General features: G+C 54.3%; 29 protein-coding genes. 8 read left to right on the top strand and 21 right to left on the bottom strand.

Features of this window, described 5'->3' with window-relative positions; genetic code table 11:
- Positions 1-19: 19 nt before the first annotated feature.
- From umuC to ACG0Z5_RS00485, 3 genes are all read right to left on the bottom strand, one after another.
- Entirely contained in the window at positions 20-1,273 is a 1,254-nt protein-coding gene (umuC, locus tag ACG0Z5_RS00475) for a translesion error-prone DNA polymerase V subunit UmuC (protein ID WP_394444791.1), read from the bottom strand.
- A 151-nt stretch (positions 1,274-1,424) separates the two neighbouring features.
- Positions 1,425-2,153 carry a putative quinol monooxygenase gene (locus ACG0Z5_RS00480; RefSeq protein WP_394444792.1) on the bottom strand — a complete coding sequence of 243 codons (729 nt, stop codon included), beginning with the start codon at positions 2,151-2,153 and terminating at the stop codon, positions 1,425-1,427.
- Between the two features lie 49 nt (positions 2,154-2,202).
- Complete coding sequence (locus ACG0Z5_RS00485; RefSeq protein ID WP_394444793.1) at positions 2,203-3,231, bottom strand: aldo/keto reductase; 1,029 nt, start codon at positions 3,229-3,231, stop codon at positions 2,203-2,205.
- A 206-nt stretch (positions 3,232-3,437) separates the two neighbouring features.
- Between ACG0Z5_RS00485 and ACG0Z5_RS00490 the strand changes: the two genes are divergently transcribed.
- Positions 3,438-4,337 carry a LysR family transcriptional regulator gene (locus tag ACG0Z5_RS00490; RefSeq protein ID WP_394444794.1) on the top strand — a complete coding sequence of 300 codons (900 nt, stop codon included), beginning with the start codon at positions 3,438-3,440 and terminating at the stop codon, positions 4,335-4,337.
- Positions 4,338-4,340: 3 nt separating this feature from the next.
- Here ACG0Z5_RS00490 and umuD read toward each other — a convergent pair whose 3' ends face one another.
- Positions 4,341-4,784 (bottom strand): translesion error-prone DNA polymerase V autoproteolytic subunit, encoded by a 444-nt coding sequence (umuD, locus tag ACG0Z5_RS00495; protein WP_394444795.1) that lies wholly within the window; start codon positions 4,782-4,784, stop codon positions 4,341-4,343.
- Between the two features lie 189 nt (positions 4,785-4,973).
- Positions 4,974-5,576, bottom strand: coding sequence for a helix-turn-helix domain-containing protein (locus ACG0Z5_RS00500; protein WP_394444796.1), 603 nt, complete (start codon positions 5,574-5,576; stop codon positions 4,974-4,976).
- A 43-nt stretch (positions 5,577-5,619) separates the two neighbouring features.
- On the opposite strand from ACG0Z5_RS00500, the gene ACG0Z5_RS00505 reads away from it, so the two are divergent.
- Positions 5,620-6,306, top strand: a complete 687-nt coding sequence (locus tag ACG0Z5_RS00505; RefSeq protein ID WP_394444797.1) for a B3/4 domain-containing protein — start codon at positions 5,620-5,622, stop codon at positions 6,304-6,306.
- A gap of 115 nt (positions 6,307-6,421) precedes the next feature.
- Here the strand turns inward: ACG0Z5_RS00505 and ACG0Z5_RS00510 are convergent, their stop codons facing one another.
- Both ACG0Z5_RS00510 and ACG0Z5_RS00515 read right to left on the bottom strand, forming a co-directional pair.
- Complete coding sequence (locus ACG0Z5_RS00510) at positions 6,422-6,865, bottom strand: GNAT family N-acetyltransferase (protein WP_394444798.1); 444 nt, start codon at positions 6,863-6,865, stop codon at positions 6,422-6,424.
- Positions 6,866-6,986: 121 nt separating this feature from the next.
- Positions 6,987-7,964 carry an NAD(P)H-dependent flavin oxidoreductase gene (locus ACG0Z5_RS00515; RefSeq protein ID WP_394444799.1) on the bottom strand — a complete coding sequence of 326 codons (978 nt, stop codon included), beginning with the start codon at positions 7,962-7,964 and terminating at the stop codon, positions 6,987-6,989.
- A 205-nt stretch (positions 7,965-8,169) separates the two neighbouring features.
- On the opposite strand from ACG0Z5_RS00515, the gene ACG0Z5_RS00520 reads away from it, so the two are divergent.
- On the top strand, positions 8,170-9,054 hold the full coding sequence (locus ACG0Z5_RS00520) for a LysR family transcriptional regulator (protein WP_394444800.1): 885 nt from the start codon (positions 8,170-8,172) through the stop codon (positions 9,052-9,054).
- Between the two features lie 63 nt (positions 9,055-9,117).
- Here the strand turns inward: ACG0Z5_RS00520 and ACG0Z5_RS00525 are convergent, their stop codons facing one another.
- Positions 9,118-10,074: an NAD(P)H-dependent flavin oxidoreductase gene (locus ACG0Z5_RS00525; RefSeq protein ID WP_394444801.1), complete on the bottom strand. Its 957-nt coding sequence runs from the start codon at positions 10,072-10,074 to the stop codon at positions 9,118-9,120.
- Between the two features lie 90 nt (positions 10,075-10,164).
- Between ACG0Z5_RS00525 and ACG0Z5_RS00530 the strand changes: the two genes are divergently transcribed.
- A complete protein-coding gene (locus tag ACG0Z5_RS00530; protein WP_394444803.1) occupies positions 10,165-11,046 on the top strand; it encodes a LysR family transcriptional regulator in 882 nt (293 codons plus the stop codon).
- A 43-nt stretch (positions 11,047-11,089) separates the two neighbouring features.
- Here the strand turns inward: ACG0Z5_RS00530 and ACG0Z5_RS00535 are convergent, their stop codons facing one another.
- A complete protein-coding gene (locus tag ACG0Z5_RS00535; RefSeq protein WP_394444804.1) occupies positions 11,090-11,827 on the bottom strand; it encodes a MerR family transcriptional regulator in 738 nt (245 codons plus the stop codon).
- Between the two features lie 123 nt (positions 11,828-11,950).
- Positions 11,951-13,171, bottom strand: a complete 1,221-nt coding sequence (locus ACG0Z5_RS00540) for a diguanylate phosphodiesterase (protein ID WP_394444806.1) — start codon at positions 13,169-13,171, stop codon at positions 11,951-11,953.
- Between the two features lie 340 nt (positions 13,172-13,511).
- Here ACG0Z5_RS00540 and ycgZ point away from each other — a divergent pair, with 340 nt between their 5' ends.
- From ycgZ to ACG0Z5_RS00555, 3 genes are all read left to right on the top strand, one after another.
- On the top strand, positions 13,512-13,781 hold the full coding sequence (ycgZ, locus tag ACG0Z5_RS00545) for a regulatory protein YcgZ (RefSeq protein ID WP_394444807.1): 270 nt from the start codon (positions 13,512-13,514) through the stop codon (positions 13,779-13,781).
- Positions 13,782-13,914: 133 nt separating this feature from the next.
- The gene (locus tag ACG0Z5_RS00550; RefSeq protein ID WP_394444809.1) at positions 13,915-14,205 is read left to right on the top strand and encodes a hypothetical protein; all 291 of its coding nucleotides are present in this window, start codon (positions 13,915-13,917) and stop codon (positions 14,203-14,205) included.
- A 45-nt stretch (positions 14,206-14,250) separates the two neighbouring features.
- Positions 14,251-14,517: a biofilm/acid-resistance regulator YmgB/AriR gene (locus ACG0Z5_RS00555; protein ID WP_319630463.1), complete on the top strand. Its 267-nt coding sequence runs from the start codon at positions 14,251-14,253 to the stop codon at positions 14,515-14,517.
- A gap of 34 nt (positions 14,518-14,551) precedes the next feature.
- Here ACG0Z5_RS00555 and ACG0Z5_RS00560 read toward each other — a convergent pair whose 3' ends face one another.
- Positions 14,552-15,175 (bottom strand): helix-turn-helix domain-containing protein, encoded by a 624-nt coding sequence (locus ACG0Z5_RS00560; protein WP_394444810.1) that lies wholly within the window; start codon positions 15,173-15,175, stop codon positions 14,552-14,554.
- Positions 15,176-15,325: 150 nt separating this feature from the next.
- On the opposite strand from ACG0Z5_RS00560, the gene ACG0Z5_RS00565 reads away from it, so the two are divergent.
- Positions 15,326-16,252, top strand: coding sequence for a LysR family transcriptional regulator (locus tag ACG0Z5_RS00565; protein ID WP_394444811.1), 927 nt, complete (start codon positions 15,326-15,328; stop codon positions 16,250-16,252).
- On the opposite strand, the gene mdcH is transcribed toward ACG0Z5_RS00565, so the two are convergent.
- From mdcH to ACG0Z5_RS00615, 10 genes are all read right to left on the bottom strand, one after another.
- Positions 16,242-17,144, bottom strand: a complete 903-nt coding sequence (gene mdcH, locus ACG0Z5_RS00570) for a malonate decarboxylase subunit epsilon (RefSeq protein ID WP_394445058.1) — start codon at positions 17,142-17,144, stop codon at positions 16,242-16,244. The genes ACG0Z5_RS00565 and mdcH overlap by 11 nt on opposite strands.
- Complete coding sequence (locus tag ACG0Z5_RS00575) at positions 17,144-17,761, bottom strand: malonate decarboxylase holo-ACP synthase (RefSeq protein ID WP_394444812.1); 618 nt, start codon at positions 17,759-17,761, stop codon at positions 17,144-17,146. The genes mdcH and ACG0Z5_RS00575 overlap by 1 nt, the downstream gene beginning before the upstream one ends.
- A 1-nt stretch (position 17,762) precedes the next feature.
- Positions 17,763-18,722 carry an AEC family transporter gene (locus ACG0Z5_RS00580; RefSeq protein ID WP_394444813.1) on the bottom strand — a complete coding sequence of 320 codons (960 nt, stop codon included), beginning with the start codon at positions 18,720-18,722 and terminating at the stop codon, positions 17,763-17,765.
- A 148-nt stretch (positions 18,723-18,870) separates the two neighbouring features.
- The gene (gene mdcE, locus ACG0Z5_RS00585) at positions 18,871-19,671 is read right to left on the bottom strand and encodes a biotin-independent malonate decarboxylase subunit gamma (RefSeq protein ID WP_394445059.1); all 801 of its coding nucleotides are present in this window, start codon (positions 19,669-19,671) and stop codon (positions 18,871-18,873) included.
- A complete protein-coding gene (locus ACG0Z5_RS00590; protein WP_394444814.1) occupies positions 19,671-20,504 on the bottom strand; it encodes a biotin-independent malonate decarboxylase subunit beta in 834 nt (277 codons plus the stop codon). Before ACG0Z5_RS00590 ends, mdcE begins: the two co-directional genes overlap by 1 nt.
- Positions 20,497-20,796 carry a malonate decarboxylase acyl carrier protein gene (mdcC, locus tag ACG0Z5_RS00595; protein WP_394444816.1) on the bottom strand — a complete coding sequence of 100 codons (300 nt, stop codon included), beginning with the start codon at positions 20,794-20,796 and terminating at the stop codon, positions 20,497-20,499. Before mdcC ends, ACG0Z5_RS00590 begins: the two co-directional genes overlap by 8 nt.
- Before the next feature lie 10 nt (positions 20,797-20,806).
- Positions 20,807-21,667 carry a triphosphoribosyl-dephospho-CoA synthase gene (locus ACG0Z5_RS00600; RefSeq protein ID WP_394444817.1) on the bottom strand — a complete coding sequence of 287 codons (861 nt, stop codon included), beginning with the start codon at positions 21,665-21,667 and terminating at the stop codon, positions 20,807-20,809.
- Positions 21,667-23,322 (bottom strand): malonate decarboxylase subunit alpha, encoded by a 1,656-nt coding sequence (gene mdcA, locus ACG0Z5_RS00605; RefSeq protein WP_394444818.1) that lies wholly within the window; start codon positions 23,320-23,322, stop codon positions 21,667-21,669. The genes ACG0Z5_RS00600 and mdcA overlap by 1 nt, the downstream gene beginning before the upstream one ends.
- A gap of 253 nt (positions 23,323-23,575) precedes the next feature.
- Complete coding sequence (gene yajD, locus ACG0Z5_RS00610; protein ID WP_319630455.1) at positions 23,576-23,923, bottom strand: HNH nuclease YajD; 348 nt, start codon at positions 23,921-23,923, stop codon at positions 23,576-23,578.
- A 79-nt stretch (positions 23,924-24,002) separates the two neighbouring features.
- Complete coding sequence (locus ACG0Z5_RS00615) at positions 24,003-25,316, bottom strand: amidase (RefSeq protein ID WP_394444819.1); 1,314 nt, start codon at positions 25,314-25,316, stop codon at positions 24,003-24,005.
- Positions 25,317-25,319: the final 3 nt, after the last annotated feature.

The following is a 25,319-nucleotide window of genomic DNA, read 5'->3' on the forward strand; positions in this document are numbered from 1 at the left end:
CGGACAGGCGCGTTGGGACTCAGTCAATGGTGCGGGGAATGTCGCTCAGTTTGGTGGTCCAGGCGGGGGAAAGCATCTCGCGCTTCATGGTCCACGCCGGGGAAATCCCCTGGCCGGCGAACCACAGCTTGTTGCCTTTTTTGTTCTGCGTATCGATAAGCGACATCAATTGTTCGCCGTTGGGACGCGGGGAAAACTCGTCAAACAGGTTGAGCTGCGCCACTCCCTGACTGAAAAAATCCCCCAGCATCACGCCCGCTTTCTGATAACGCGGCCCCTGTTTCCAGATGACGTCGAGGCAGCGGGTGGCAGCGGCGAGGATATCGCGGGTGTCCTGGGTCGGGGTTAACAGGCGAATACCGTGGCTGTTGCTGTAATAGGGTTCGTGTTCATCGTGCGGGCTGCTTTTAATGAACGCCGCGACGTAGCGACAAAACTGGTGCTCATGGCGCATTTTCTCCGCCGCCCGTGCCGCCCAGGTGCAGATGCCTTCCCGGACTTCGTAATAGTCGCTGGTGCGTTTGCCGAATGAGCGCGAGCTGATAATTTCCTGTTTCGCCGGGGGATACTCTTCAAACGCCACGCAGGGCTCACCGCGCAGCTCGCGCACGGTACGCTCCAGCACCACGCTGAAATTTTTGCGGATAAACCACAGGTCGCAGTCGGCCAGTTTCAGGGTGTTATCGATGCCCATTGCATTCAGTTTTTTGCTTAGCCTGCGGCCCACGCCCCAGACTTCTTCCACCGGCGTGATCGCCATCAGCTTGCGCTGGCGCGCCGGGGAGGAGAGGTCGACCACGCCTTTGGTCTGCGGATAGATTTTTGCCGCATGATTGGCCAGTTTAGCGAGCGTTTTGGTCGGCGCAATGCCGACCCCGACCGTCAGCAGCGTGCGCTGGAAGATCTGCTCGCGGATTTCGCGCCCCACTTTTTCCAGCTCTTGGATCCCGGTCAGATCGGCAAACGCCTCATCAATGCTGTAAACGTCGACTCTCGGGCAGATTTCTTCCAGGGTGCTCATCACCCGATGGCTCATATCGCCGTACAGCGCATAGTTGCTGCTGAAGGTGACTACGCCCTGATGCGCCAGCGCCGATTTCAGCTTAAACCACGGCTCGCCCATTTTGATGCCGAGCTTTTTGGCCTCGGCTGAGCGCGAAATAATGCAGCCGTCGTTATTGGACAGCACCACCACCGGCGTGCCGATAAGCTCTGGCCGCCACGCGGTTTCGCAGGAGGTGTAGAAGTTGTTGACGTCAACGAGTGCGAGCATGGTGAATAATTTTCGGTGTACTGTATATACATACAGTATCGCGTGCGGGCAGAGTAAAGCAAGGGGTTCAGAAGGCCGTCTCCTGATCTTGTTGATGTTTGAGAAAATTTAGTGTTGCCAAACAGAAAAACTTCACCAGCAATTTTCTCCTTCATTCAGCTTTATATATCAGGCCGCCTTTATTCATTATCTTTTCGGGTTTAATCGCAATGGCCTGTTTATCTGTGGTCATGTCTGCTGTCTGCTCAATGTATTCTTTAAAATGGGGTGTCAAACGATGGGCCTGATAAGCATCTTCGCTGGCGTATATTTCATAAAAATACCAACGGGTAGGGTGGGCCTTATCAATAGCGGCATACATGGCCAGAACGTCTTCTTCTCGCTGAATTGACTGCGCCATTTCAGGGAGAACAATGTGACGAAAAGCGCGTTCACATTCTGGTTTCACATCCACGATGACAAAGTTATTGATCATGTCATCGTTTTGCGTGATCTTTTTATCCGCTAAGAACTGCGGTATTACATCGATTCTGCGCTTTTGGCTCAGGTCCAGAACATCAGAAGCATTGCGAAGGAAATCTTTGTAAGGGCTTGACGCTATGTGCTTTTGATAGGCGTCGCTATCAGCGTAGATTTCAAAAAGATAGACGGTCGACGGGGCCGCTTTCTTGCTGGTTGAGTACATCGCCAGGGTTCCAGGCTCCTCCCTTACCGAGGCGGTCATATTCTTGTCAGCCAGACGCTCGAAGGCAATATTTTTATCTTGCTTAATGACAAGCTCAAAAAGAGTAAACACGGGCGGAAGAGATAGGTTCTTATCCTGGGCAACAGCAGAACAACTGAGCGCTAACGATAATGACAATGATATTCCGGCTTTCATAAGCGACCTCATATTTCCGATGGGATTTAACGTTGTGCGCATGACGTCCCTATTTAATTCGCGGAGATAACAGCTGGGGCGGGTTTTCCGACAGCGGCGGTACAATGCCATCCACAGCGTGTGGCGTGTAGGGGGCTTCAAGCGCTGCGATTTCTTCGACCGATAATGTCAGCGTCAGCGCATCCACTGCGGTGGCAAGATGTTCTGCTTTGGTAGCGCCAATAATGGGGGCCGTAACCACCGATTTAGACAGTAACCATCCAAGTGCGATAGCTGCCCGTGGGACGCTGCGCATGGTCGCGATGCTCGTCACAACATCAACCACATTACGGTCCTGATCTGCCGCATTCTCATACATTTTCAGCGCAAAAGCATCGTTCTGCGTTCGGGGAGTGGTTTCACTCCAGTCACGGGTTAGTCTACCCCGTGCCATTGGACTCCAGGGAATAACCCCCACGCCCTGGTCTTCACATAAGGGCAGCATTTCACGCTCTTCTTCCCGATACAGAAGATTGTATTGCGGTTGCATAGAAACAAAACGCGTCCAGCCATTACGTTCTGCTACATGTTGCATCTTCGCAAAGCGCCAGGCCTCCATTGAGGATGCCCCGATGTAGCGAATTTTCCCGGCTTTCACGAGATCGTGAAGCGCTTCCATGGTCTCCTCAACGGGAGTGCTGTGATCAAAACGGTGGATCTGATACAGATCGACATAATCCATACCCAGACGGGTCAGGCTGTCATCGATGGCCTGAAATAGCGATTTTCGCGACAGAAAACCGGTGTTTGGTGAGTTGCGCCAGGGGAAAAAGGCCTTGGTGGCGACGACGATTTCATCCCGATAGGCCATATCGCGTAACGCACGACCGACAATCTCTTCGGAGCTTCCTCCGGAGTAAATATTCGCCGTATCAAAAAAATTAATACCGGCCTCAAGCGCCTGGCGGATTAAGGGCCGCGAAGTCTTTTCATCCAGTGACCAGGGCTGCGGAAGACGTCCTGGTTCGCCATAACTCATGCATCCCAGACACAGTCGAGAGACTTTCAGACCGCTTCGCCCGAGGTTTACATACTGCATACTTATCTCCTTATCCTGTCTGTTTAATGAACGTGACGGCGTCATTTATGGCCAGTTTCCCACCGTGTTCCGGATAAATTTCGTGAGCCAATGTTAACGAAAAGGCAGTATAAACAACCCTGATTCTGTTGTTTAGGGCAGCAATGGCTTATACACTTTTAGCCAATAGCTAATAATCTATGCTGTATCTTCATTCGGATATCGCCATGAACAATGTCATTTACAACCAAATTCGTATTTTCCAGAGCATTGCGCGTGAGGGCAGCATTACTGCTGCGGCGAGAAAACTTGAGATAACGCCGCCTTCCGTGAGCAAAGCGCTAAAACTGCTTGAGCAGCATATCGGCCACCCGCTTTTTGTCCGCACTACGCGGCGTATTGAGTTAACCGATGCCGGGGAACAACTGTTGCAACAGACATTGCGGGCGGTGGCGTCGCTAGAAGGGGCGGTGGAAAACATCAAAGACCTGAATCAGGAGCCGTCAGGGCTGGTCAGAATTACGCTGTCTCGCTTTGCCTACCTGCTAATTCTGAAACCCTGTATGGTGGAGTTTTGCCAAACTTATCCGGGGATCCAGCTTGAGGTCTCCGTTTATGACGGAACCGTGAATTTGATTGATGAACGCTTTGATATGGGCATTCGCTTTGGCGATATTCTGGAAGAGGGCGTGGTGGCTCGCCAGTTAATGAAGCCCTTTCATGAAGGCTTGTATGCCTCTGCCGCCTATCTTGAACAATATGGCACACCGGAATATCCGGCAGATTTACATCAGCATCAACTAATCGGCTATCGCTTTATCACCAATAACCGCATCCTCCCGTTAATGCTGGAAGATAAAGGCGACCCGCTAACGGTTGAAATGCCGGGGCAGCTCATCAGTAATGATATTGATGTGATGGCTGACGGAATACGCAGTGGGCTTGGGATCGGCAGAATGTTTGAGCCGGTATATGAATTGCAGCCTGACAAAGAAAATTTTATCCCGGTCATGAGACCTTACTGGAAAACCTATCCCCCGGTTTATCTCTACTATTTAAAAAGTACCGGCAAGGCAAAAAGGGTCCAGGCGCTGATTGATTTTTTAATCATGAAAACAAAAACATAACCCTCATTTCGCTTTGTATGGGGCAGACCGCTGCGGCAGGGTGATCACCGTGGTAACAACCCCGAGGATCTGCACGTCGTCGCTTTCGTGAAGGGGGATCGGCGAATAGGCCGGGTTCTCAGGCATCAGATGCGGGGCAGGGTGCAGCCGCAGACGCTTGACGGTAAATCCGCTGCTCAGACGGGCCACCACGATATCACCATCGCCCGCCCGCAGGCTGGAATCCACCAGCAACATTGACTCCGGCACGATCGCCGCATCCCGCATTGAATCGCCCGATACGCGCAAAACGTAGGTGGCAGAGGGATGCGGGATCAGGCTTTTCACCAGATCGATGGCTTCATCAATATAGTCCGCCGCCGGGCTCGGAAAGCCGCAGGAGACGCGCTCGGTAAAGAGCGGCAGGGCGATGGCACTCTCTGTGTTAGTGGAAGGAATGGGCTTCATCAGTAAACAACCTCGGCAATACTGTTTATATATACAGTATTGCCGAGGTTGATGGGAATGATCAAGTGCCCTGGCGGCGGATCCCGGAAAGCCGTTGAAGGGGCAGGGAATTTAAAGTGTGCGGACGATTCGCCCGACGCTGAGTAAAATGACCGCTTTGTGCGGTAGGTTCAACAAGAAGTCGCCTCATCAGGATGCTTTTTCGTTAACGGTCATAATGAAATTCAGGGGGGATTCTTCCTGGTTTTCATAGAAGTGAGGCACATCCGTTTTGGCTGTCGCCGAGCAACCGCTATTCACCTTATACACCGTCTCTTTCACACCAAGCGTAAGCGTTCCAGACTGCACATACAGCAGCTCCAGCGTTCCAGAGGGGTGTCCTGTAGAATGAAATTTCTCGCCGGGCAGCATTTCCCATAACCAGAGTTCGGTCATGTCCGGCCCATCCGAACCAGCAAGGAGTCGGGCACTTCCCCCCTTGTCTCCTCTCCACAGTTCTGGGATCTCCGCTTCAGTAATAATGTGAACATCAGGCTTAATGCTCACATCCACAAAATCCGCGACAGATACCCCCATCGCTGCGGCAAGACGACACAACAGCGCAATACTCGGGTTGGCCTTACATCCTTCAATTTCGACCAGCATGCCTTTACTGATATTGGCTCGCCGGGATAACTCATCAAGCGATAATTTTTTTTGCTTACGATATAGCTTAATCCGCTGAGATACGGCTTCGTTCACGGTGCTGACATCCGCACCTGCGCTGGTCACTAAATTGACTTTTTTGGTCATTGGTCGATATCATGGAATAAATTAGTCATTAAAGGATTATCCCGTGTTTACAGTCACTCCGTCAATTGCCCCTGAGGTCTATGGTATCGCCCCCGGTTTTCGGGCTCTCAGTATCTATGTACAGGGCGCGCCTGTAGTGAACCCTGATGTCGGGGAATCGGCGCTGAAAGACGCCTGTGAAGCCGTTCAGATGGGAGTACCTGAGTGGGCTGAAGCTCATATGGCTGCCTGGGCAGCGGTGTTTCAGGGCTTCGGTGCCAAGCCGAAACGTACTCCCTGTTCGGCTGATGCATTGCGTAAGCGTGTGCTTCGTGATGGCACGATGCCAGCCCTCGATCCGGTGGTGGATCTCTATAATGCCGTCAGCCTGCGATATGCCATTCCTGTTGGAGGCGAAAATAGGGCTGCATACCAGGGCTCGCCGCGCCTGAAAATGGCAGAAGGCAACGAGCCTTTTGATACCTTTAAAGAAGGTGAACCTGCGGTGGAATATCCCGCGCGTGGGGAAGTTATCTGGTGTGATGATATCGGCGTGACCTGTCGTCGCTGGAACTGGCGACAGGGGATCAGAACCCGTTTAGATGTGGAGGCTCAGCAAATGTGGTTCATTCTGGAGAGTCTCCCGCAGATGCCGCTGGAGAAACTTCATGAAGCTGGAAAGATGCTGACCGACGGTCTTGAAAAAATGATGCCGGGTGTGCGGTTTGAGGTTGCTCTCATCAGCGAGTAGTCCCGGTTATGTCATTCAGAAGAAACGGTATTCCGAATAGGGTGCTGGTGTGACAACCGCGCTTTGCAATAACTTTCCCACTGGACCGGTAATCTGCCGGTCCTTGTGAAAAGGGCTATACGCGACGATTTGTTTTCTCTAATCGGATATCCGTTTCGTTGATATCCGTTTGATTCCCCCAGCCGAGATGCAGGTAAAATTTCGCTGCGCGACTGTGCTTATCGGTTTCCAGCCAGGCAATATCATGCTGTTTGAACAACTGCTGCTCAGCGGCCATAACAAGCCTACGCCCGGCACCTTTACCTTCATACTCCGGGCGAACAAAGGCTGCAAAGAGACAACCTTCATCCGGCAAAATCATTGAGAACCCGATGATTTTTTCATTTTCTGTCGCAACCCACGCGCAGGCGCTACTCTGAATCATATCGGCCACTACGCTTTCAGTAATTCCCATCTGCCGCATTTCTTCGCGACTAAGATGATTTTCGATAACTGACGTTCTGACATCGAAAATACTATCGACATCAGAAATAAGTGCAGGTCGTATATTAATATTCATCAGGTCTGCCCAGGCATGAGTAAAAAGGAAACTATATAACAATGTTAAATATATCATGCAGATAAAATTGAGTACATGCGCAGGCAGTTGACTGACCAGACCTACACGGGGCGGGAAACTTTCACACCGCTAATTCATTAACCACTTTAGCGACAGTTTTAATCTCCCGAATACTGCCGATGCCGGTGCCCAGTGAGATATAACCTTCATCAGTATTTCCTTCGAGCATCCCAATACGCAGACCACGTAAACCTCCCATGGTTTTGCCAAGCTCTTCGTTACTGGCTCCAGCTTTATCCATTTGCACCAGTTTTTCTGCCAGCTTGCCAGGTAATGAACGATAATAATCGGGCAAAGTACGGAACAGCAGCATGTCGAGCCCGTCAGCGTGAATGATTTTGTCTTTCACTGACTGCGGTACACGGCTTTCTTCGGTACTGATAAAAACGGAACCCGCAAAAACGCCACTTGCCCCAAGGGCGTGGGCTGCTCTGGCGGTGCGGCTGTCGGTGATACCTCCGGCGGCCAGTACCGGGACATGCTGAACGGCATCGGCAATCAGCGGTACGATTGAAAATGTTCCCAGCGCCTTACCTGGTAAAGTTCCGCCTTCGTCAAAACCGGTGGCGACAATAATATCTGCCCCGGCTGCTTCAGCGAGGCGGGTGTTTTCTGGGGTGGGATTAATATCACGGTAGATAATCTTAATGCCCGCGTCTTTCAGGTCGTCAAATAATGCGGGGATCACCGCGCCTTCGCCATAGCCGGTATAAACCACCACTTTCACCGCTTCTTCTTTTATTACCTGCAAGATAGGTGGCGTCCAGATGTCATTTTCAGGCGTCGGGATCAGATTAACGCCAAACGGTTTTTCCGTGAGCGCTTTGGTTTTACGAATTTCTTCACGCATTTTCTCGGCAGTTTCAAGTGGCGTAGAAACGGCGGTTTCTGCCGTTAAACCTGCGTTTGGCCCCAGCACGCCAAGCCCTCCGGCGTTGCTGACAGCGGCAACTAAACGGGCATCGGTCAGCCAGGATAAGGGGCCCTGAATGACAGCTTTTTCTATGCCTAAAATTTGGCAGATAGGGTTATTTTGCATGGTGTAATGTCCTTAATTAAGAGGTCAGACAGCCTGATGCGTCGGCCTTAACGCGTTTTCATGTTTCGCGATGGAGAGAGTGTAGAGCCAGTAATTGTTTTGAAAAATAGCCAAAATGATTCATCACTGTTATAAAATAAGTAACAATGTGACTATCGCGGTTGCGAATGAACAACCTCTACATCTCTTGCAAAAGAAGTACACAATGCAAATTAATCTCTTTGAATTTATTAAGATTTTTATCGAAATTGTCGAGTCAGGTAGCCTGACGCAGGCGGCGGAAAATCTGCAAATCCATCGTCCTGCTGTCACTAAAGCCCTGCAACAACTGGAGCAACACAGCGGCATTAGATTAATGCAGCGAACGACACGGCGGATTAACCTGACGCCAGAGGGGGAAGAATTTTATCGCCGCAGTAAACCCCTGTTGGCCCAGGCCGATGAGTTACTGGAATCGTTTGGCGACGACCGGGTTTTACACGGGCAGTTGCGGGTGGATATGCCAATTGCAATTGCGGCGTTGCTCGTCGTGCCAAATTTGCCTGATTTTTACCGTGAGCATCCTGCTATCGACATCATTCTGAGCAGCTCAGATCGCCGCCGGGATATGCTACGCGATGGCCTGGACTGTGTGCTGCGGGTAGGGGAACTGGACGACGGCGACTATATCGCCCGCAAGATTGGCACCATCAAAATGATAACCTGCGCCAGCCCGACTTATCTTGCACGGTATGGCATACCAAAAACACTGGAGGCGTTGCGTAAGCATCAGGCCGTCAACTGGATTAACAGCAGTAGCAGGCAAATTATGCCGTGGAAGTTTGAAACCCCATCGGGTACAGCCGAACTTACACTTTCAGGCAAACTGGTCCTCGATAACTCCGAAGCCTATGTTGCGGCGGGCCTGGCTGGGCTGGGAGTGCTACAAGGGATGAATGTTTTTTTGCAGCCTTATCTCGAAAGCGGTCAGCTGATAGAAGTGCTACCAGACTTTCCCGTCCCGCCGCGTCAGTTATCACTGCTTTATCCGCATCGGCATCTTTCCCGTAAAGTACGGGTATTTGCCGAGTGGGTGGAGAGGTTATTGTAATTTTTTTGGCGAAGGATGAGGCCGTTTAGGAGCGGAATCATTTCCGCCCCTTGCTGGGCGTTATTAAAAATCTTGCATAAGGTCGGCAACAATTTGTGCGGCCGGTCGAACTGATTTGATCACTGAAATCCCGGTGCCGGTGGACACTACCCCTTGATCAAAATTGCCGAGTCTCATCGCCTGCCATAAAGAGTGGTAGCCGTTCATTGCCTTAAACATGGTTTCGCGGTCGGTGTCCTGGGCTTCTAATTCTGCCAGTTTCGGGCTCAGATCGGTGGGTAATGTGCGGTAATATGCAGGCAGCGTGCGGAAAAGCAGCAGATCTTCAGCGCTCGAGTTGACTATCAGTTGTTTAACTTTTTCATCGGCGGGATTTTCAAGCGCCGTTAAAAAGAGGCTGCCAGCAAATACACCTTCCGCCCCCAATGCCATTGCGGCACGCACACCACGGACATCACCTATACCACCTGCGGCGATTACCGGGATTTTTACACTATCCGCAATCATGGGCACAATACTGAACGTACCAATCACGCGGGACGGCACAGTGCCGCCTTCGTCAAAACCTGTGGCAATGATGATGTCGGCGCCTAATTTCTCCGCTTCTTTCGAGTTAGCGATAGTGGGGGTCAGGGCACGGTAGAGCGTTTTAATGCGGTTGCGTTTAAAGAAATCATAGATTTCAGCATCCAGCACTTCATTGATAAGCACCACTTCCACACCTTCTTCAACCAGCATTTCTGCGGTTGGTCGCCAGAAACTCATATCAGGCCCGTTAATTAACGTTGCGGCGAAAGGGTTATCCGTAAGTGTTTTTACTTTTCTGATCTCCTGGCGCATCCGCTCCAGCGCTATATAACGTGAACCCGGCAGGCTGTCTTGCCCGGCGTGTGGTCCCAACGTACCCAGGCCTCCGGCATTCGAAACGGCAGCGACGAGTTCCGCACTGGTAAGAAAATATAAGGGAGCCTGTATGAGTGGATAACGGATATGTAAGAGTTCAGTGACGCGATTATGCATTGTTCAGTCCTGGTGAAAATCAGAAAGGTGAAACTTTACTCTTTGCAAAATGGAATGGAATCACCAAAAATAAACAGATGATGCCCAAATATGGAAAGTACAGTGGACTTCAACGCAACCAAATTGTTCATCGCGGTGGTGAATGCCGGCAGTTTTTCTGCGGCCAGTGAAAAAATGGGCATGCCAATTTCAACGCTGAGTCGAAAAATTAACGAGCTTGAGCAGGCGTTAAACGTACAGCTCCTGAATCGCTCAAAACAAGGGGTTAAGCCAACCTATCAGGGACAACAGTTTTTTGAACAGGCTCGCCTGGGGGTTGAACTGCTGGAGGATGCACAAAAATCGGTAACCTCAGCCCACAAGTTACAGGGCAAATTACGTCTTTCTGTGCCACCCAATTTCTCACTCTGGTGGGATTTACTGCTCGAGTTTCAGCAGCGTTATCCTGATATCAAAGTATTTTGTCATTCAAGCGAAAGAGTCGTTGATTTGTTTGACGATGGGGTTGATGTTGCGCTCAGAATGGGCAATTTAAATATTGATGATGTGATTGCGAAACCACTGATGACAGTGGAAGCCTTGTTTGTGGCAAGTCCCGCATTATTAGCACGTTACGGCACTCCAACAACGCTAACTGAAATGGCCCAGCTTCCGATTGCTGCCTGGGAAAGCCTGAATCATGGTTCGTTTGAATGGGGCTCTGGCGTTGAGAAAGTGAAATACGAGCCTGTCTTTTCCACCAATAATACACAGGCATTAATTCATTATGCTCTGAGCGGTATGAGCGTCTCACAGGTAATGGATTTTTCAGTCAGACCCTGGCTGGAAAGCGGTGAGCTTATCCAGCTTTTGCCCGGGATAGCCAAACAATCCCTCCCGTTACTGCTTGTCTATGCTGGCCATAAACGACCTTCCACACTGGTGCGGGCTTATCTGGATTTTTGCTCAGAATGGGTAGGAAAGTTGAAGTAGCATCAGAATGAGAAGGACGGCCCGACGAAGACCGCCGCACGGATCACGGCACAGGATGATGAAAATGCACGGTATAGCCTTGTTCCTGCCAGTGCTGCAACAGCTCCTGTTGACGTCTGGTCGGGGCCAGGCCTGTCCAGACAAAAAGAGTCTGGCCGGGGAAAAATTCGGGGCGAGGGGACTCCAGCGGTTCAGCCAGCACGGCAATATGCCAGCCAGACTGGGAAAGACGCCAGGCTTCCAGCCATAAACGAAGGCGGTCTTCCACATCCCAGGCGACGAGCAACGCTTCTTTACCTGATTTACGGCGGGTTTCGACCAGATTCGCGGCCACGTATTCAATCAGAATGCCATCGAGCAGGCTGCACATGGTGCGGGCGGTGTTGTGATCCAGACTCAGGCGTTGGCGAACGGGGATGTACACATTGTCGATAAGTGCGGCGACCGGATGTTCACGGCCAGCGGCAAGAATTTTGGCGCGCAGTTTAGGGGCCTGGGCCTGGCGAAGGACGGACATCATCTCTTCTTGCAACGCTGCCCAGTCATCGTTGAGCGGCGTGCGGTTAACATCCAGCAGCTCTTTAACGCGACTGACAGGCGTTCCGGATTTTATCCAGCGTTTAATCTCTTCAATGCGCTGGATATCTTCTTCGTCGAACTGTCGATGGCCGCCCTCACTGCGCTGCGGTTTGAGCAGACCATAACGTCGCTGCCATGCACGCAGCGTGACGGGGTTAATCCCGCAACGTTCCGCTACGTCACCAATGCTGTAAAAAGCCATAGCTTCCCTCATACCTGAATCAATGCCCCCTGAATCATCCTTGTACAGGAAGGTCATCGGCTGTACAAATTATAATTACTTGTACAGCCTCCAGCTAAGAGTTTAGCAAAATTAATCTAAAGGCTACAGTGGCGTTTTTTTCTCGGGCCAGGCAACGGCAGGGATCCCGTTCAGACAAGGGCGGGCGAAGAGATTGCCCTGGAACAGCGCAATGCCTGCGGATTCCAGCCACATCCACTCCTCCGCTTTCTCCACTCCGACGGCGGAAATCTGGATTTCCAGAGAGGCGCAGCACTGAATAATGGCATGAACAATGGCCTGTCGGGGCCCGCTTTTGTGTACATCTTTAATCAATTCGCGATTAATCTTAATTCTGTCTGGCTGGAACTGAGTGAGCAAAAATAAACCGGCAAAACCAGCACCAAAGTGATCGATGGTGACGCTGATACCTGCGGCTTTCAGCTCTTTGACCGCCCCCTTAAATTCATCAACGCGCGAAATAACCTCGTTTTCGGTGAATTCGACCACGATTTGTTCCGGCACCAGCCCGTTAGCTTCAATTTCATCCAGTAAATAACGTACCGCGCCGGGAATTTGCACCAGCGTCATCGGCAGCAGATTGATGGAGAGCACGTTGTCCTGCAGACCGAGCGCGTGCGCCATTGCAAAAGCCACTTTCTTGCTGCGAAGGTCGGCCGCATACAGTTCGCCATCAGGAAGGTGGGCGAAGTATTGCCCGGGCAAATCGCCGGTGGGCGTGCGGATCAGCGCTTCCAGCGACGTTATCTCCTGCGCCAGCGGGTCGATAATCGGCTGGAACGCAAAGGTGCAGTCAGAGGCTATCGGCGTGTAGTCCGCTGGCAGGTTTACGGCCTGGCCGTCGGCAATAAACTCCCACGAATCCGCGGGCGGGATCTCGTAGTAATTCTGTTTTTCCTTGGCCTCAACGAAGGTGCGGAAGAACTGCAGGGCACGGTCGTTGTAGGTCAACTGATAGCGGGTGGTGCCTTTGTCCAGCACGGTTTGCAGCACGGCTTCCCGTTCGTGTTCACGCAGGTCAATCAACTCCATACCGGCCTTGCCAAACCGGCGCGCCGGGGCGTAGTCATACAAAATTTCAACCACGTTGTAGTGACGGCGATCCTGGCAAATACGCGCATAAATGGCGTTCACGTTCTCTTCCGGGCCTTCGAGCAGCTGGAAGAAATGGGTGCCGTTAAACAGCAAGATACCCGTGACGCTGGCCCGTTGGTTGGTGAGATTAGCGGCGGCTACCATCCCCTCCAGCGCTTTGAACGGCACGTTGTCGCACAAGTGGCTGCGATAAATGATGGTGGTGAGCATGGTCATTCCGGAAATGAGCGAGTGTGGGTCAACAGTAGCAGATAATGGCGCTAACGTCGTTCAAATCAACACGTTGTCTTAACATCGATTTCACATGAAAGGGCGGGGGGCGCGATACGCGTACCATTTTCATCAGGCTGGATCTTTCATTGTGTACAGTAAATTGCAGGTAAATTTCATCTGGATAAATCCTATATCATTGAAAAAACGTAAATAGCACTTTTCGCCAATTAGCAAGCTAATCTTTTGTACACATTTCCTGTACAAGTTTTCAAAATTAACCTAACTTGATAATCAATTGTAACATTCAAACATTCAAACATTCGAACAGGAGCGACACATGCAGCAGCATAAGGGGTTAGCCGTCGATTCAGCCGGGGCGATTTCCCGCTACTTCGCAAAAGCCAACCTGCCGACTCAGCAGGAAACCTTAGGCGAGATTGTGACTGAAATTCTTAGCGATGGCCGAAATCTGAATCGAAAGTCACTGTGCACCAAGCTTCTTAAGCGTCTGGAAAAGGCGTCTGGCCCTGAAGAAGAGAAACACTATAACGCCCTGATCGGTCTGCTGTTTGAGAGCCGTGAGAGCACAGCGTCCGCAGAGCGCTGATAATCACAAAGCACGTAGAAGTGAGGTTTACCGATGAAGCGTTGATGTACTCCATCACATGATCTTCTTCACTAGATAGTGCTTAATGTTGCATTCTGTTTACGAGGAAATGCAGCAATAAGAGACAGTCGTTATGAAGAGAAGTCACCCTGAACAACTGAAAGATGAATTGATTGGCGAGGCAGTACTGGATCTTCTCAGGAATAAAAGACCGGTAAATGCGAAATCGCTAATACATCAGCTGCGAGTTATGCAGGCGTCCGAAAAGGACAGCGAGCGTCTGGGACTTATCAGCAAAATACTCGCAGACATGAATACAGTTCAGTCACCTCGCCATCAGGATGAAGGCGAAATCAGACTCAGGGACCGAGTCGATGGGGGGATGAATGGCCGCGAACCGAGTAACAGCGGCAAGCTCCATTGATCTCAAAAAAGTTACTGAAATATGAACGAGAAAATGAGAATGGCGATGCTACATGAACCTGATATTTACACAGCCCTGAATGACAAAGCACTCTCAAATTACTTCCGTCACGCGGGCGATATGCTGGCAGAAGAGTCTGCAGTATTGGGAGTGGCAGTGCGTGGGATCATATCTTCAGGCAATCATCTGACCAACAAAAGCATCATTTTAAGCTTAATCCATATGCTGGAATGTACTGATGACGTGGTGAAGTCAGACGTCATCCGTAAGACGCTGGAAATCGTAGTGGGTTACACCTCTGACGACATGTGATATTGCTTAAAACGGCCCGCTTCGGCGGGCTTAGCTAATACTTCGCAGGCAAATGGCGGATTTCAATCAGAATGCCGTCTTCAATGACGATATATCCCCCCGTTTTTAAATCCGACAGAATTCGCATCGTGCCGCTGCGTGAAAGCGGAACTTTGCTGCGAATGTATTTTTCGGCGGTAATCTCTTTGCGGAGTGAGGGCGGTTCGTTAATCAGCAAGCGCAGCTGATGACAGATAGCCTCATAGGCAGTCGGCGCGGCAAACTGAGCAGAATATTTAAGCAGCTGCCCGGACACATGCTGCATCTGCTGTGCAACCAGCTTCCATAAATCCTTTTGCTCGATAATTTCAAACGTCTTTTCGCGCGTCAGGACGGCTATCTCGCAGGGCTGGGCGGTAATCAGCGTCAAGCTGCTAACGTCCTCATTAAAATCACCCAAGCCGCTAATAAACGGTGGTCCCAGCGTACCCATCAATAGCTGTTCGTCATCGCCTCGATACAGCATCAATATGCCGTCCCGCATGAAATGACACATTCTGACCCCATTCTCAACGAGTTTAAATTTCGCACCGGCTGGGTGAGTGTCAAACGTGAGATAAGGGGAGAGGTTGTCGATCAGCGCCTGAGCAAAGGGAGAGGTTTTTTTAATCTGATCCATGCTATTACCTCAACTTTACCGCAACATCGCTGGCACTCTTGCCGTAACGAAGGGGCTATCTCAAAAAATATAGCATACGCCCGCGCGTAACGCGGTGAGGCACAAAAACCGGGTATAATCATTCATCTGAAAAATATCAAACCGGCTGCCATGAAAGACGACATTAATCAGGACATTACCTTCCGCAAACTCACCGTTTTTGTGATGTTTATGAACAAAGGCAACATCGCCCGTACCGCAGAGGCCCTGGAGCTGAGCAGCGTCAGCGTCCATCGGGCGCTGCATACGCTGGAAGAGGGCGTCGGCTGTCCGCTGTTTGTTCATAAAGGACGCAATCTGGTGCCTCTGCCTGCCGCCTGGACGCTGCTGGAATATTGTCAGGACGTGATAGGCCTGATGAGTAAAGGCCTGGAGCAGACGCGCAAAGTGGCGGGCGTTGGGCGCGGGCGGCTGCGGATCGGCACGCTGTACTCGCTGACCCTGGAAACGGTGCCGAAAATTATCATGGGCATGAAGCTGCGTCGTCCATCGCTGGAGCTGGATTTGACCATGGGCTCTAACCAGATGCTGCTGGATATGCTGGAAGATGATGCCCTGGATGCGATTTTGATCTCCACCAACGAAGGTGAGTTTGACGGGTCAGCCTTCGACGTTATTCCGCTGTTCCATGACGATATTTTTCTCGCCGCCCCGGCCAGTGTGCCGCTCAATACCGCGCAGGATGCCGATCTGCGAGATTACGCCGACCGCAAATTCGTGTCGCTGGCGGAAGGTTTTGCCACCTACGCCGGGTTCCAGGAAGCGTTCAGTATTGCCGGATTTGAGCCGGAAATCGTGACCCGCGTAAATGACATTTTCTCGATGATAAGCCTGGTACAGGCGGGCGTGGGGTTTGCCCTGATCCCAGGGCGCATGAAGAAGGTGTATGAGAATGATGTGCAGTTGTTAAAGCTGGCGGAACCGTACCAGATGCGCCAGCTGATTTCGATTGTCTACTCACACCACCGGGAACGCGATCAGGACCTGCTGGCGCTGGCGGCAGAAGGGCGCATGTACGCCCGGAGTATTAACGGCTAAGCCGTTTAACCAGATGCTGCGCCACCTCGACGCTGTTACGCTCCAGACAAATCGCGTCGCCTTGCCAGCCCGCCAGATGCGTTAATCCAGTCAGCACGCTGCCCGGTGGCATTTCGATGGCGAGGCGGGCATCACGCTGATTAGCGGAGACCATCGCATCCTGCCACTGCACGGTGCGCGCCATGTTATACGCCAGATCGTCGGCGATTTTCTGCGGTTCCCACAGCACCCGGCCCGTCGATCCGCTGAGGTAGGTGCGCTGAGGACGTGACAACGTCACTGATTGAAAGGCGGCGGCCAGTTCTGCTGCCGGTTTGTCCAACAGCGCACAGTGCGACGGCACGCTGACGGCAAGCCGGGTCGCTTTGCTGGCTCCGGCGTCGAGCGCCTTTTGCGCCACGCGCGCCATCTCTTCATCGCGCCCAGCAATGACAATCTGCGTGTCTGCATTGAGGTTGGCGATATACGTCTCGCTGCCTGCCATCAATTTTTCAACCTGATTAAGCGGGAGACCGACGATCGCCGTCAGGCCGTAACCGTGAGGATACGCCTGCTCCATTAAATCGCCGCGCAGCGCCACCAGACGCAGCGCATCGGCAAAATCCAGCGCGCCGGAAATCACCGCCGCAGGATAGGCGCCAATCGACAGGCCGCTGACGATATCCGGTGCGACGTCGTGACGGATAAGCTCTCGCGCCCAGGCCACACCCGCAATCAGCAGGCACAGCTGCACCGCACGGGTGTGCTGTAACGCATCGGCGGTATCAAGGATGTCGGTTTCAGCCCCGAGCACGGGGCGGACTTCGGCGAGCAGTGCGTCGCCGTCGGGCAAATTTTGCAGCATCCCGGCGCGTTGGGTGCCCTGGCCGGGGAAGGTAAAGAGGATTTTCATCATGGCTCCCTGTGCCACGGCGTCGCGGTCAGCTGCGGGCCGTGGGCGGTTTTTAGCAGGACGCGGCCTTCGCGCAGCCATTCGTTCAACGCGAAAGCGCCAAAGGGGGTTTCAATCTGGGTATCCGCCCGGCACGGCAGTTTTTCGACCTGCGTCTGCCACTGGCGTAATTCATCCGGCGTCAGCGGCTGTGGGGCACGGATGATCAAATCGAGGTCGCTGTCGGCGTGCAGAACCGGAATTTCGGTGGCGAGTGCATATCCGGTGCTGCCGGTTATGCCCCAATGCCACGGCCACACAAAGGTGGTGAGTAAAATAGCCGCCTGAACCGGCGGCTGGGAGACAAACGGGGAATGCAGCAGGCGTTCGCGTTCCGCGAGCATTTCGGGCGTCACCGTGCGGATGACGGCTTCTGCATTAACCCATCCGGCGGCACGCTGTTCGCGCTTCATGCCGCGGACGCCCACCGGAATATCAGCCTTGTCATTCACATCGCGCCGCACCACGACCGGCAGACCGGGGTGCCATTGGCTTGCGACCCATGCCTCCTGAATATTCAGCAAAGCGTCAGCGTTATTTAGCCACAGCAAATCGTGGGGGCGCGGTGTGAAAGTCATATTACATGCCTGAAGTTAAGGTAATGAACAGCGGTAACGACAGGATACACAGAACCGAGCTCAACAGCAGCACCGCTTCTGCGTCCGGGGACTGCACGCCAAAGCGGTTGCCGAACACCACGCCGAAGAAGCCAGCAGACAGCGCAATCATCAGGATAGCGGTGATTGCCACAGAACCGTGCAGACCGAAGGCCAGAACGATACCCCAGGCGATGAATGGCTGGATAAGCAGTTTGGTAATGGTGGCAATCCCGACCATTGCGTTCAGCTTCAGCTTACGGGCAGAGAGGATAACCCCGGTCAGGAACAGGGCGGCCGCGGTGGCAGACAGGCCCAGTGGTTTAATCGCCGACAGCAGCAGGTCCGGCATTTTGATGCCAATCGCAGAGAGGATAACACCCAGCAGTGGGCCCATCACGATAGGTTTTTTCAGCGAGCGCCACATCAGCACCGGCAGCATCGCCAGGGTAGAACCGCTGTTTTCACCGGCCGCGCGCGCTTTTTCACGCTCAAGGATAAGCAGGCAGAACGGGGTCATCAGCACGGAACCACAGGCGATAGATACCGCCACGGACAGAGAGGTCGCAGAACCTTCACCCAGCACGCTGCCGAGGATCGGCAGGCCCAGCGCCGCATAGTTCGGCAGGGCGACGGTCAGGGTCAGAACGGCGGCATCCTGCGGTGATTTTTTGAATACGCTGGTGGCAAGGAAATAGATAGCCGCGTAGGTTACCCACATTGCGCCAGTCAGGACCACAATCAGCGGAGACTGGGCGGCAATTCCGGACCACGGGGTCTGCACGGTTGCGCTAAACAGCGCCGCAGGCAGGGCGAAGTCCATCACGAAGATATTCAGCAGCGACACATTTTTGTTGTCGACCATTTTGGCTTTGCCGGCCCAGAAGCCCAGCAGCATGATAAGGAAAATCGGAGCAAGGGCATGAACAATTACATAAGTCATAGAATTAACCACCTGTAGATAAAAAAAGATTTGGCACTGACACGATGTTTATATTTTTCTAAAAGCGGCTATACCGTGGGCGCTATGCTGCGCCCGACGGCGACCGCTTTCGGCAGGTCTTTTTTTACGTACTTCTTACTGCTGCGCTTTACCAGCTGGCGCGCATCCGTTCGCGGACCAGGGCTGAGCTCCGGCGGTTATCCGCGCCGAGACGGTTTTTCAGGCTCGGATCCTGACGTGCTTCGCGCACCGACTGCTGCAGGATGATTAACACCTGCGCCAGATCGGCATCGGTTGGCGCATCCGGATTGCTGATATTCAGCAGGTCGGAGAGCAGGCCGAGCGTTGCATAGTTGCTGACGTCGTAAGCCATTGGCGGAATAGTTGCCGCCAGTTTCTCCAGCGCATCCACGGAACGCAGGGTGATACGCGCCGCAGACTCTTTACCCATGGCGTGGACCAGCACCCCCTGATCGTTGAAGGCAATCAGGCGGTTGGCCTGATACCCGTGCGCCAGAAACGCCCCGGACATCGCTTTCCCGACGATAAGACCAATCACCGGATGGCCCGCCAGACGGGCTTTGGCGTAAGCGCCCGCGGCCCCGGCCAGCGCCTGGTGGATCCCGAAGGCTTCTTCGCGACGGCCATAGGCCTGGCTCGGCACGTCGATCACCGCCACGATAGGGCGCTTCACGTCGCGGCTGGCGTCGGCGTCGATGGTTTCATTCACCACTTTCGCCAGCGTCCAGCCTTCCAGCAGACCGACTTCGCCTTTGGCGGCGCGTGGATAGTGGTTGTTGGCATCCGGCACCACGGCGATGAAACGCACGCTTTCGCCATTCAGCTCACCGTCGGCGACCTGCACCGATGGGCACAGACCGCTCATGCGTGGCGCGTTCGGCGCCAGTTTTTCCAGCCATACGGCCCCACGGCTATTGGACTGAGTCATCATTTCACCTCCTGGGCAAAAAGCTGTTTGATCTGCGCCGTATCGGCCTGCTGACGGGTATCAAAGTTCGTCAGACGGGCGAGGAATTCGGCATACTTGTCGCTGCGGTTCTGCGCCGGAACGCCTTTGGCAATGGCATCATTCATCGCGCCTTTCACCGCGTTGATACCGTCGCCAACCAGGGCATCCACGAGGCCGCTTTCATAGCGAATCTCGCCCCCGGTCATGCTCCAGATAAACGGACGGTCGCGGGAGTCATACTCTTCGATACCGGCTTCCTGTTCGATAACCTGCGGTCCGTTCAGGCCCAGACGGGCTTCGCGGGTGACAATCAGGTAGCTGCACAGCGCGGCAGCGATCGACATCCCGCCGAAGCAGCCGACGGTGCCCGCGATAATGCCGACCACCGGGGTGTAGCGACGCAGGTCCACGATCGCCGCGTGGATATCGGCGATGGCGGCCAGGCCGAGGTTGGCTTCCTGCAAACGCACGCCGCCGGTTTCAAGGCACAGCACGGCCTGCGTCGGGATACCGTTGCGGTTATCTTCTGCTGCCAGTTCGAGCGCCGCGGCCATCTTGGCCCCGGACACTTCGCCCATGCTGCCGCCCTGGAAGGTGCCTTCGATGGCAATCACCACCGCTGACTGACCGTTGATGGTGCCGCGAGCGACCACCATGCCGTCGTCGGACTGCGGCACTACGCCCTGCGGCGCAAGCCACGGCGACATAATCCCTTCAAACGGATCGAGCAGTTCACGGTAGCTGCCGTCATCCAGCAGCGCGTGGGCGCGTTCACGGGCCCGTAATTCAATAAAGCTGCGGTCGTTACGCATGGCTCACCTCTTCAAAAACCTGTTCGATACGAATGCGTGCCACGCCGGGCGTCGCGCCGAAATCGTGAATGATCAGCGTGCCCGCAGGCAGGCCGTTGGTCAGGTTCAGGCGGTCGAACAGCGCATTCCAGCGACGGGTGCTGTTGTCGACCGAGGTGGTGATATCAATACTGAGCGTGTCCCCTTCGGTGGCGGTGAACAGGACTTCCATATCACCGGAACCAACGACCCCTGCGAGGGCTTTGCCGCTGAACGTGCGGCTGGCAGGGAATGACAATGTAATGTGTTCCATAACATCCTCTTTAAATTGAGCAAGACGCGGGCTGGCTGACCCTGTCGAGAAACAGCGTGGCGGCAAGCAGGTCGGCGGCCCCGCCGGGTGAGGCGTTGAGGGCCAGCATCTGCGCATCCAGACGGGCGAGAGCCTCGCGACCTGCGACCGTCGCGGCCCCCCCGGCGGCGAGCACCGCCCGGGCACCGGTCTGCATTGCGTGCAGGCCGGTCATGCCTGCGCGAGACAGCACGCAGGTATCGCTGAGCGAAGTCATGACCGCCATCAGCGCATCGAGACGGGCTTCGCTTTCACCGGCACCCTGGGCGCGACTGCGTAACAGCTGCGGCAAGGCCAGGGTCATCACATGTGGAAACGCCTGTTGCGCTTCTTCACGTGCACCCGGAACCTGATAGCGGTGCGTCGCCTTCAGCCCTTTGCTGAACACTTTCGGCGCGGCGCGGTCCGGCAAACGGGCGAGCAGGGCGGCGGCGGCGGCAATCTCCTGCGCACTGGCGTTTTCATCCAGCATCGCGGCGGCGCTGACCAGCAGGCCCAGCGCCCAGATAGCCCCGCGATGGGTGTTAACCCCGTCGGTGGCGGCCATCATCTGCTGTTCGCCTTCACGACCCAGACGACCGACGGTTTCGCGCAGGGCGATGTCGGCGGGACGTTGCCAGCTGTGTCGGGCCAGTTGCAGAAACGTGGGGGTCAGGCTGTGCGCCGAGCGCTCCATCAGTGCCAGAGACAGATCGTGATGGGCACCGTTTCCCCGGCTGTCCACCAGACCCGGCTTCGGGCTTAATCGCGCTTCGTCGATCAGACAATCGCGGGCGATAACCGCCAGGCGATAGGCCTGAACCTCTGCTTGAGTCTGTGACAGCTGTTTCATTACCAGCTCCGGAATTTCGCAGGTGGGTTATAAAGACCGTCTGACCATTCGACCAGATCCGCCACGCTGCCTGCGGCGAGCAGGGAACGGGTAGCATCGCTGCGGCGAATGCCCATGTCTTCCGGATACACCACTTTGCCGCTCTTACGCAGGTCAGCGACGCGTTTGGCGTCAACGCCAAGGCCGATGTCGGTGATCCCGGCTACGGCGGCTACCATGGCGCGGCGTTCTTCCATATCTTTGGCACGGTAGAGATAGGCGATGCCTTCTTCGGTCAGCACGTGGGTCACGTCGTCGCCGTAAATCATTACCGGAGCCAGCGGCATTCCGGAGGATTGAGCCACTTCAACCGCATCGAGTTTTTCCACGAAGGTCGGCTTGGCGCCTGCCTGGAAGGTTTCGACCATCTGCACCACCAGTTTTTTACCGCGCTGCATCGGGTCGGGTTCGGTCATCATGTTCAGCCACGCCGGAGTGGCATGACGGCGACCGTGTGGATCATGGCCCATGTTTGGCGCACCGCCGAAGCCGGACAGGCGACCACGGGTCACGGTAGAGGAGTTAGCCAGACCGTCGACCTGTAAGGTCGAACCGATAAACATATCCACCGCGTACTGGCCTGCCAGCTGGCAGAACGCACGGTTAGAACGCATTGAACCGTCGGCACCGGTAAAGAACACGTCCGGACGGGCGCGGATATACTCTTCCATCCCCAGTTCGCCGCCGAAGCAGTGCACGCTCTCCACCCAGCCGCTTTCAATCGCCGGGATCAGCGTCGGATGCGGGTTGAGGGTCCAGTGTTTACAGATTTTGCCCTTCAGGCCGAGCTGTTCGCCGTAGGTCGGCAGCAGCAGTTCGATAGCGGCGGTGTTAAAGCCGATGCCGTGGTTCAGGGACTGCACCTGGTGTTCCGCGTAGATGCCTTTGATCGCCATCATCGCCATCAGGATATGTTCCTGTTTGATCAGGCGCGGGTCGCGGGTGAACAGCGGTTCGATAAAGAACGGCTTATCTGCCACCACCACGTAATCAATCCACGAGCCGGGAATATCGACGCGCGGCAAATCGCACTCATCGTCGACCAGTTCGTTAACCTGGGCGATAACGATCCCGTCGCGGAAGGCTGCGGCTTCGACCAGCGCAGGCGTATCTTCGGTACTTGGCCCGGTGTAGAGATTGCCTTTGCGGTCAGCTTTATAACCGGCAATCAGCGCCACGTTCGGGCAGAGATCAACATACAGACGGGAGTAGAGTTCGATGTAGGTATGGATAGCGCCGATTTCGAGCTGACCGTCCTGAAGCAGCTGCGAAATACGCAGGCTTTGCGGGCCGGAGAACGAGAAATCAAGCTTGCGGGCGATACCTTTTTCGAAGATATCAAGGTGCTCGCTGCGTCCGACGCTCGGCATGATCATATGCAGGTCATGGATTTTTGCCGGGTTAACTTCAGCCAGCATACGCGAGAGGAAATCCGCCTGTTTCTGGTTGTTACCTTCCAGCACCACGCGGTCGCCGGGAGCAATCAGTTTTTCCAGCACATCCACCAGACCGTCGGTGGGAATTACCTTACCCTGCACCGGAAGGGATGCTACGCGGCGTGCTTTTTCGCTACGGCGCGTGTTCCAGTTCCGGGCCGGAGTTTGGCCAGCATTCATTATCAACCTCCTGATTCAGCAAATTATTTTTGCCTGGATTTATGCTGCAGTAAGTCTGCTCCGTAAGGAGTAGAGCATCAATTAAGCTGCGCAAAGGATTGTTAGCCTGAGAGTAATAATTGCCGATGAAATTATGTGACGGCGATCGAAGCAGGAAGGTTGAGTGTAGACTACGCAGGGGAAGGCGGGTTTGTGGGCGAGCTTTAAAAGTGCGTTGGCCTACCGCCGGGGGGCGATAAGCCGCTGCTTGAGATTATTTCTTCTTACCGATCATCGATTTTAAATCAGCGAATGGGTTATAGGTTGCGGCACCCACGTCGTCCTGCGCATCTTCCCCGGCAATCACCGTGCTGCCGTACTGATCCGCTTCGGTGTACTTCGAGTGTTCGTGGTCGTGGCAATACAGGCACAACAGCTCCCAGTTACTGCCATCCGCCGGGTTATTGGTATGATCGTGGTCGATATGGTGAACCGTTAATTCACGCAGATTGGAATACACGAACTCGCGCGAGCAGCGTCCGCAGACCCACGGATAGATTTTGAGTGCTTTCTCACGGTAGCCGCTTTCGAGGCGCGTGTAGTTTTTGGGGATCACAGCCATGGCCGATGTTACCTGTCATAAAGAGTGTTGCGGCCATTGTATCCTTGATGGAATAGCAGGAGAAATGAAAAAACCAGACTTACTCTGGGTGAAAAACGTTTTCACATGCCAGGGCAATGGCCAGTAAAAAATGCGCGTCCCGTGAGTTTGCCAACAATTCCATACCCACCGGTAAACCGCTTTCGACCCTGCCACACGGCAAGGTAATGGCGGGCAGACCGCTGATTGCGGCCAGTTCAGGCGCACAGCCCGGCGGCATTTTATCCAGGCTAATTGGCTGACTGCCGACGGTGGGATAGACAAAAGCATCAATGCGGTCATGGTCTGCCGCCTGGGTGAGTGCCTGGTATAAACCGCGCTGGAAGCGACGGCCATTCAGCCACTGCGGCGTTTTCAGGCTGTGCGAAGTGAGCATCTGTTCCAGCAGGGAACGAAATTCGGGGAGATACTCCCCGGAATGGATGATTTCCCGCAGGCTGTTAGGCCCGTTTTGCTGTTGCACCAGCCAGCCATTGAGAGCCACCTGAAACTCATACAGGCTCAGACAGGGCTGCGATTTCACCTCCGCCAGAATCGGCAGGTCCACGTCAATGAGGGTCACCCCGGCCAGCCGCAACTGGTTCAGCGCGTGATGCCAGACGCGTAGCTGTGCCGGATCGTCGCCTTGCAGCGCGTGAATTACCCCCAGACGAAGTGATGCTAACGGGGCGGCCATCGGTTGCGTTGGCTGCTCGCCGTGCATAATGGCGTGCAAGAGTGCCGCATCCCGCACGGTGTGTACCATCGGGCCAACGGTATCCTTGCTCAGGGCTAACGGGGCAACGCCCGCAAGCATCTCGCGCCGGAACGCGGGCCGCAGTCCGACGAGGCCGGTATAGCTACAGGGAATGCGAATCGAACCGCCGGTATCTGTCCCTAACGCAGCGTCGGCCATTCCGGCTGCGACCGCAGCTGCGCTGCCTCCGCTGGAGCCACCCGCCGTTACCTCAGGCTGCAAGGGATTACGCGCATCCCCCCCGAGCGAGCTGCGGGAACGGACGTCAAAAGCAAACTCAGACATATTCGCCCTGGCAAGAATAATTGCCCCGGCAGCCCGTAGACGCTGGATAACGAGCGCATCAGATGCCGCCGTTACCGATGCCAGACCTTTACAGCCAAGCGTTATCGGCCATTTGCCGCAGGCGATGTTGTCTTTCACGATCAACGGCACGCCATGCAGTGGCCCAAGCATCGCCCCGCGCTGTCTGCGCTGCTGGTAGTGCCCGGCTAACGCCATCGCATCGGGATTGACACCAAGAATGGCATTCAGATGTCGGTTGTCAGCCATGGCCTGAAGCCGTCGGGCTATCTCTTCGCGACAATCGAGGGGAGGGATAAGACGCATTGCATGCATAGG

It is taken from the genome of Scandinavium sp. M-37 (assembly GCF_043558715.1).
Lineage (GTDB): Bacteria > Pseudomonadota > Gammaproteobacteria > Enterobacterales > Enterobacteriaceae > Scandinavium > Scandinavium vulneris_A.

Bases quoted from the DNA above. Each gene is read 5' to 3' on its own strand.
- ACG0Z5_RS00530 (WP_394444803.1), top strand. From the start codon at position 10,165: ATGGAAAGTACAGTGGACTTCAACGCAACCAAATTGTTCATCGCGGTG.
- ACG0Z5_RS00515 (WP_394444799.1), bottom strand. From the start codon at position 7,964: ATGCAAAATAACCCTATCTGCCAAATTTTAGGCATAGAAAAAGCTGTC.
- ACG0Z5_RS00600 (WP_394444817.1), bottom strand. From the start codon at position 21,667: ATGAAACAGCTGTCACAGACTCAAGCAGAGGTTCAGGCCTATCGCCTG.
- ACG0Z5_RS00590 (WP_394444814.1), bottom strand. From the start codon at position 20,504: ATGCGTAACGACCGCAGCTTTATTGAATTACGGGCCCGTGAACGCGCC.
- ACG0Z5_RS00560 (WP_394444810.1), bottom strand. From the start codon at position 15,175: ATGGATCAGATTAAAAAAACCTCTCCCTTTGCTCAGGCGCTGATCGAC.
- yajD (WP_319630455.1), bottom strand. From the start codon at position 23,923: ATGGCTGTGATCCCCAAAAACTACACGCGCCTCGAAAGCGGCTACCGT.
- ACG0Z5_RS00500 (WP_394444796.1), bottom strand. From the start codon at position 5,576: ATGACCAAAAAAGTCAATTTAGTGACCAGCGCAGGTGCGGATGTCAGC.
- ACG0Z5_RS00540 (WP_394444806.1), bottom strand. From the start codon at position 13,171: ATGCTCACCACCATCATTTATCGCAGCCACTTGTGCGACAACGTGCCG.
- ACG0Z5_RS00485 (WP_394444793.1), bottom strand. From the start codon at position 3,231: ATGCAGTATGTAAACCTCGGGCGAAGCGGTCTGAAAGTCTCTCGACTG.
- ACG0Z5_RS00535 (WP_394444804.1), bottom strand. From the start codon at position 11,827: ATGGCTTTTTACAGCATTGGTGACGTAGCGGAACGTTGCGGGATTAAC.
- ACG0Z5_RS00575 (WP_394444812.1), bottom strand. From the start codon at position 17,761: ATGACTTTCACACCGCGCCCCCACGATTTGCTGTGGCTAAATAACGCT.
- ACG0Z5_RS00520 (WP_394444800.1), top strand. From the start codon at position 8,170: ATGCAAATTAATCTCTTTGAATTTATTAAGATTTTTATCGAAATTGTC.
- umuC (WP_394444791.1), bottom strand. From the start codon at position 1,273: ATGCTCGCACTCGTTGACGTCAACAACTTCTACACCTCCTGCGAAACC.
- ACG0Z5_RS00480 (WP_394444792.1), bottom strand. From the start codon at position 2,153: ATGAAAGCCGGAATATCATTGTCATTATCGTTAGCGCTCAGTTGTTCT.
- mdcC (WP_394444816.1), bottom strand. From the start codon at position 20,796: ATGGAACACATTACATTGTCATTCCCTGCCAGCCGCACGTTCAGCGGC.
- ACG0Z5_RS00565 (WP_394444811.1), top strand. From the start codon at position 15,326: ATGAAAGACGACATTAATCAGGACATTACCTTCCGCAAACTCACCGTT.
- ACG0Z5_RS00490 (WP_394444794.1), top strand. From the start codon at position 3,438: ATGAACAATGTCATTTACAACCAAATTCGTATTTTCCAGAGCATTGCG.
- ACG0Z5_RS00555 (WP_319630463.1), top strand. From the start codon at position 14,251: ATGCTACATGAACCTGATATTTACACAGCCCTGAATGACAAAGCACTC.
- ACG0Z5_RS00615 (WP_394444819.1), bottom strand. From the start codon at position 25,316: ATGCATGCAATGCGTCTTATCCCTCCCCTCGATTGTCGCGAAGAGATA.
- ACG0Z5_RS00525 (WP_394444801.1), bottom strand. From the start codon at position 10,074: ATGCATAATCGCGTCACTGAACTCTTACATATCCGTTATCCACTCATA.
- mdcH (WP_394445058.1), bottom strand. From the start codon at position 17,144: ATGAAAATCCTCTTTACCTTCCCCGGCCAGGGCACCCAACGCGCCGGG.
- ycgZ (WP_394444807.1), top strand. From the start codon at position 13,512: ATGCAGCAGCATAAGGGGTTAGCCGTCGATTCAGCCGGGGCGATTTCC.
- ACG0Z5_RS00510 (WP_394444798.1), bottom strand. From the start codon at position 6,865: ATGAATATTAATATACGACCTGCACTTATTTCTGATGTCGATAGTATT.
- umuD (WP_394444795.1), bottom strand. From the start codon at position 4,784: ATGAAGCCCATTCCTTCCACTAACACAGAGAGTGCCATCGCCCTGCCG.
- ACG0Z5_RS00550 (WP_394444809.1), top strand. From the start codon at position 13,915: ATGAAGAGAAGTCACCCTGAACAACTGAAAGATGAATTGATTGGCGAG.
- mdcA (WP_394444818.1), bottom strand. From the start codon at position 23,322: ATGAATGCTGGCCAAACTCCGGCCCGGAACTGGAACACGCGCCGTAGC.
- mdcE (WP_394445059.1), bottom strand. From the start codon at position 19,671: ATGACTCAGTCCAATAGCCGTGGGGCCGTATGGCTGGAAAAACTGGCG.
- ACG0Z5_RS00580 (WP_394444813.1), bottom strand. From the start codon at position 18,722: ATGACTTATGTAATTGTTCATGCCCTTGCTCCGATTTTCCTTATCATG.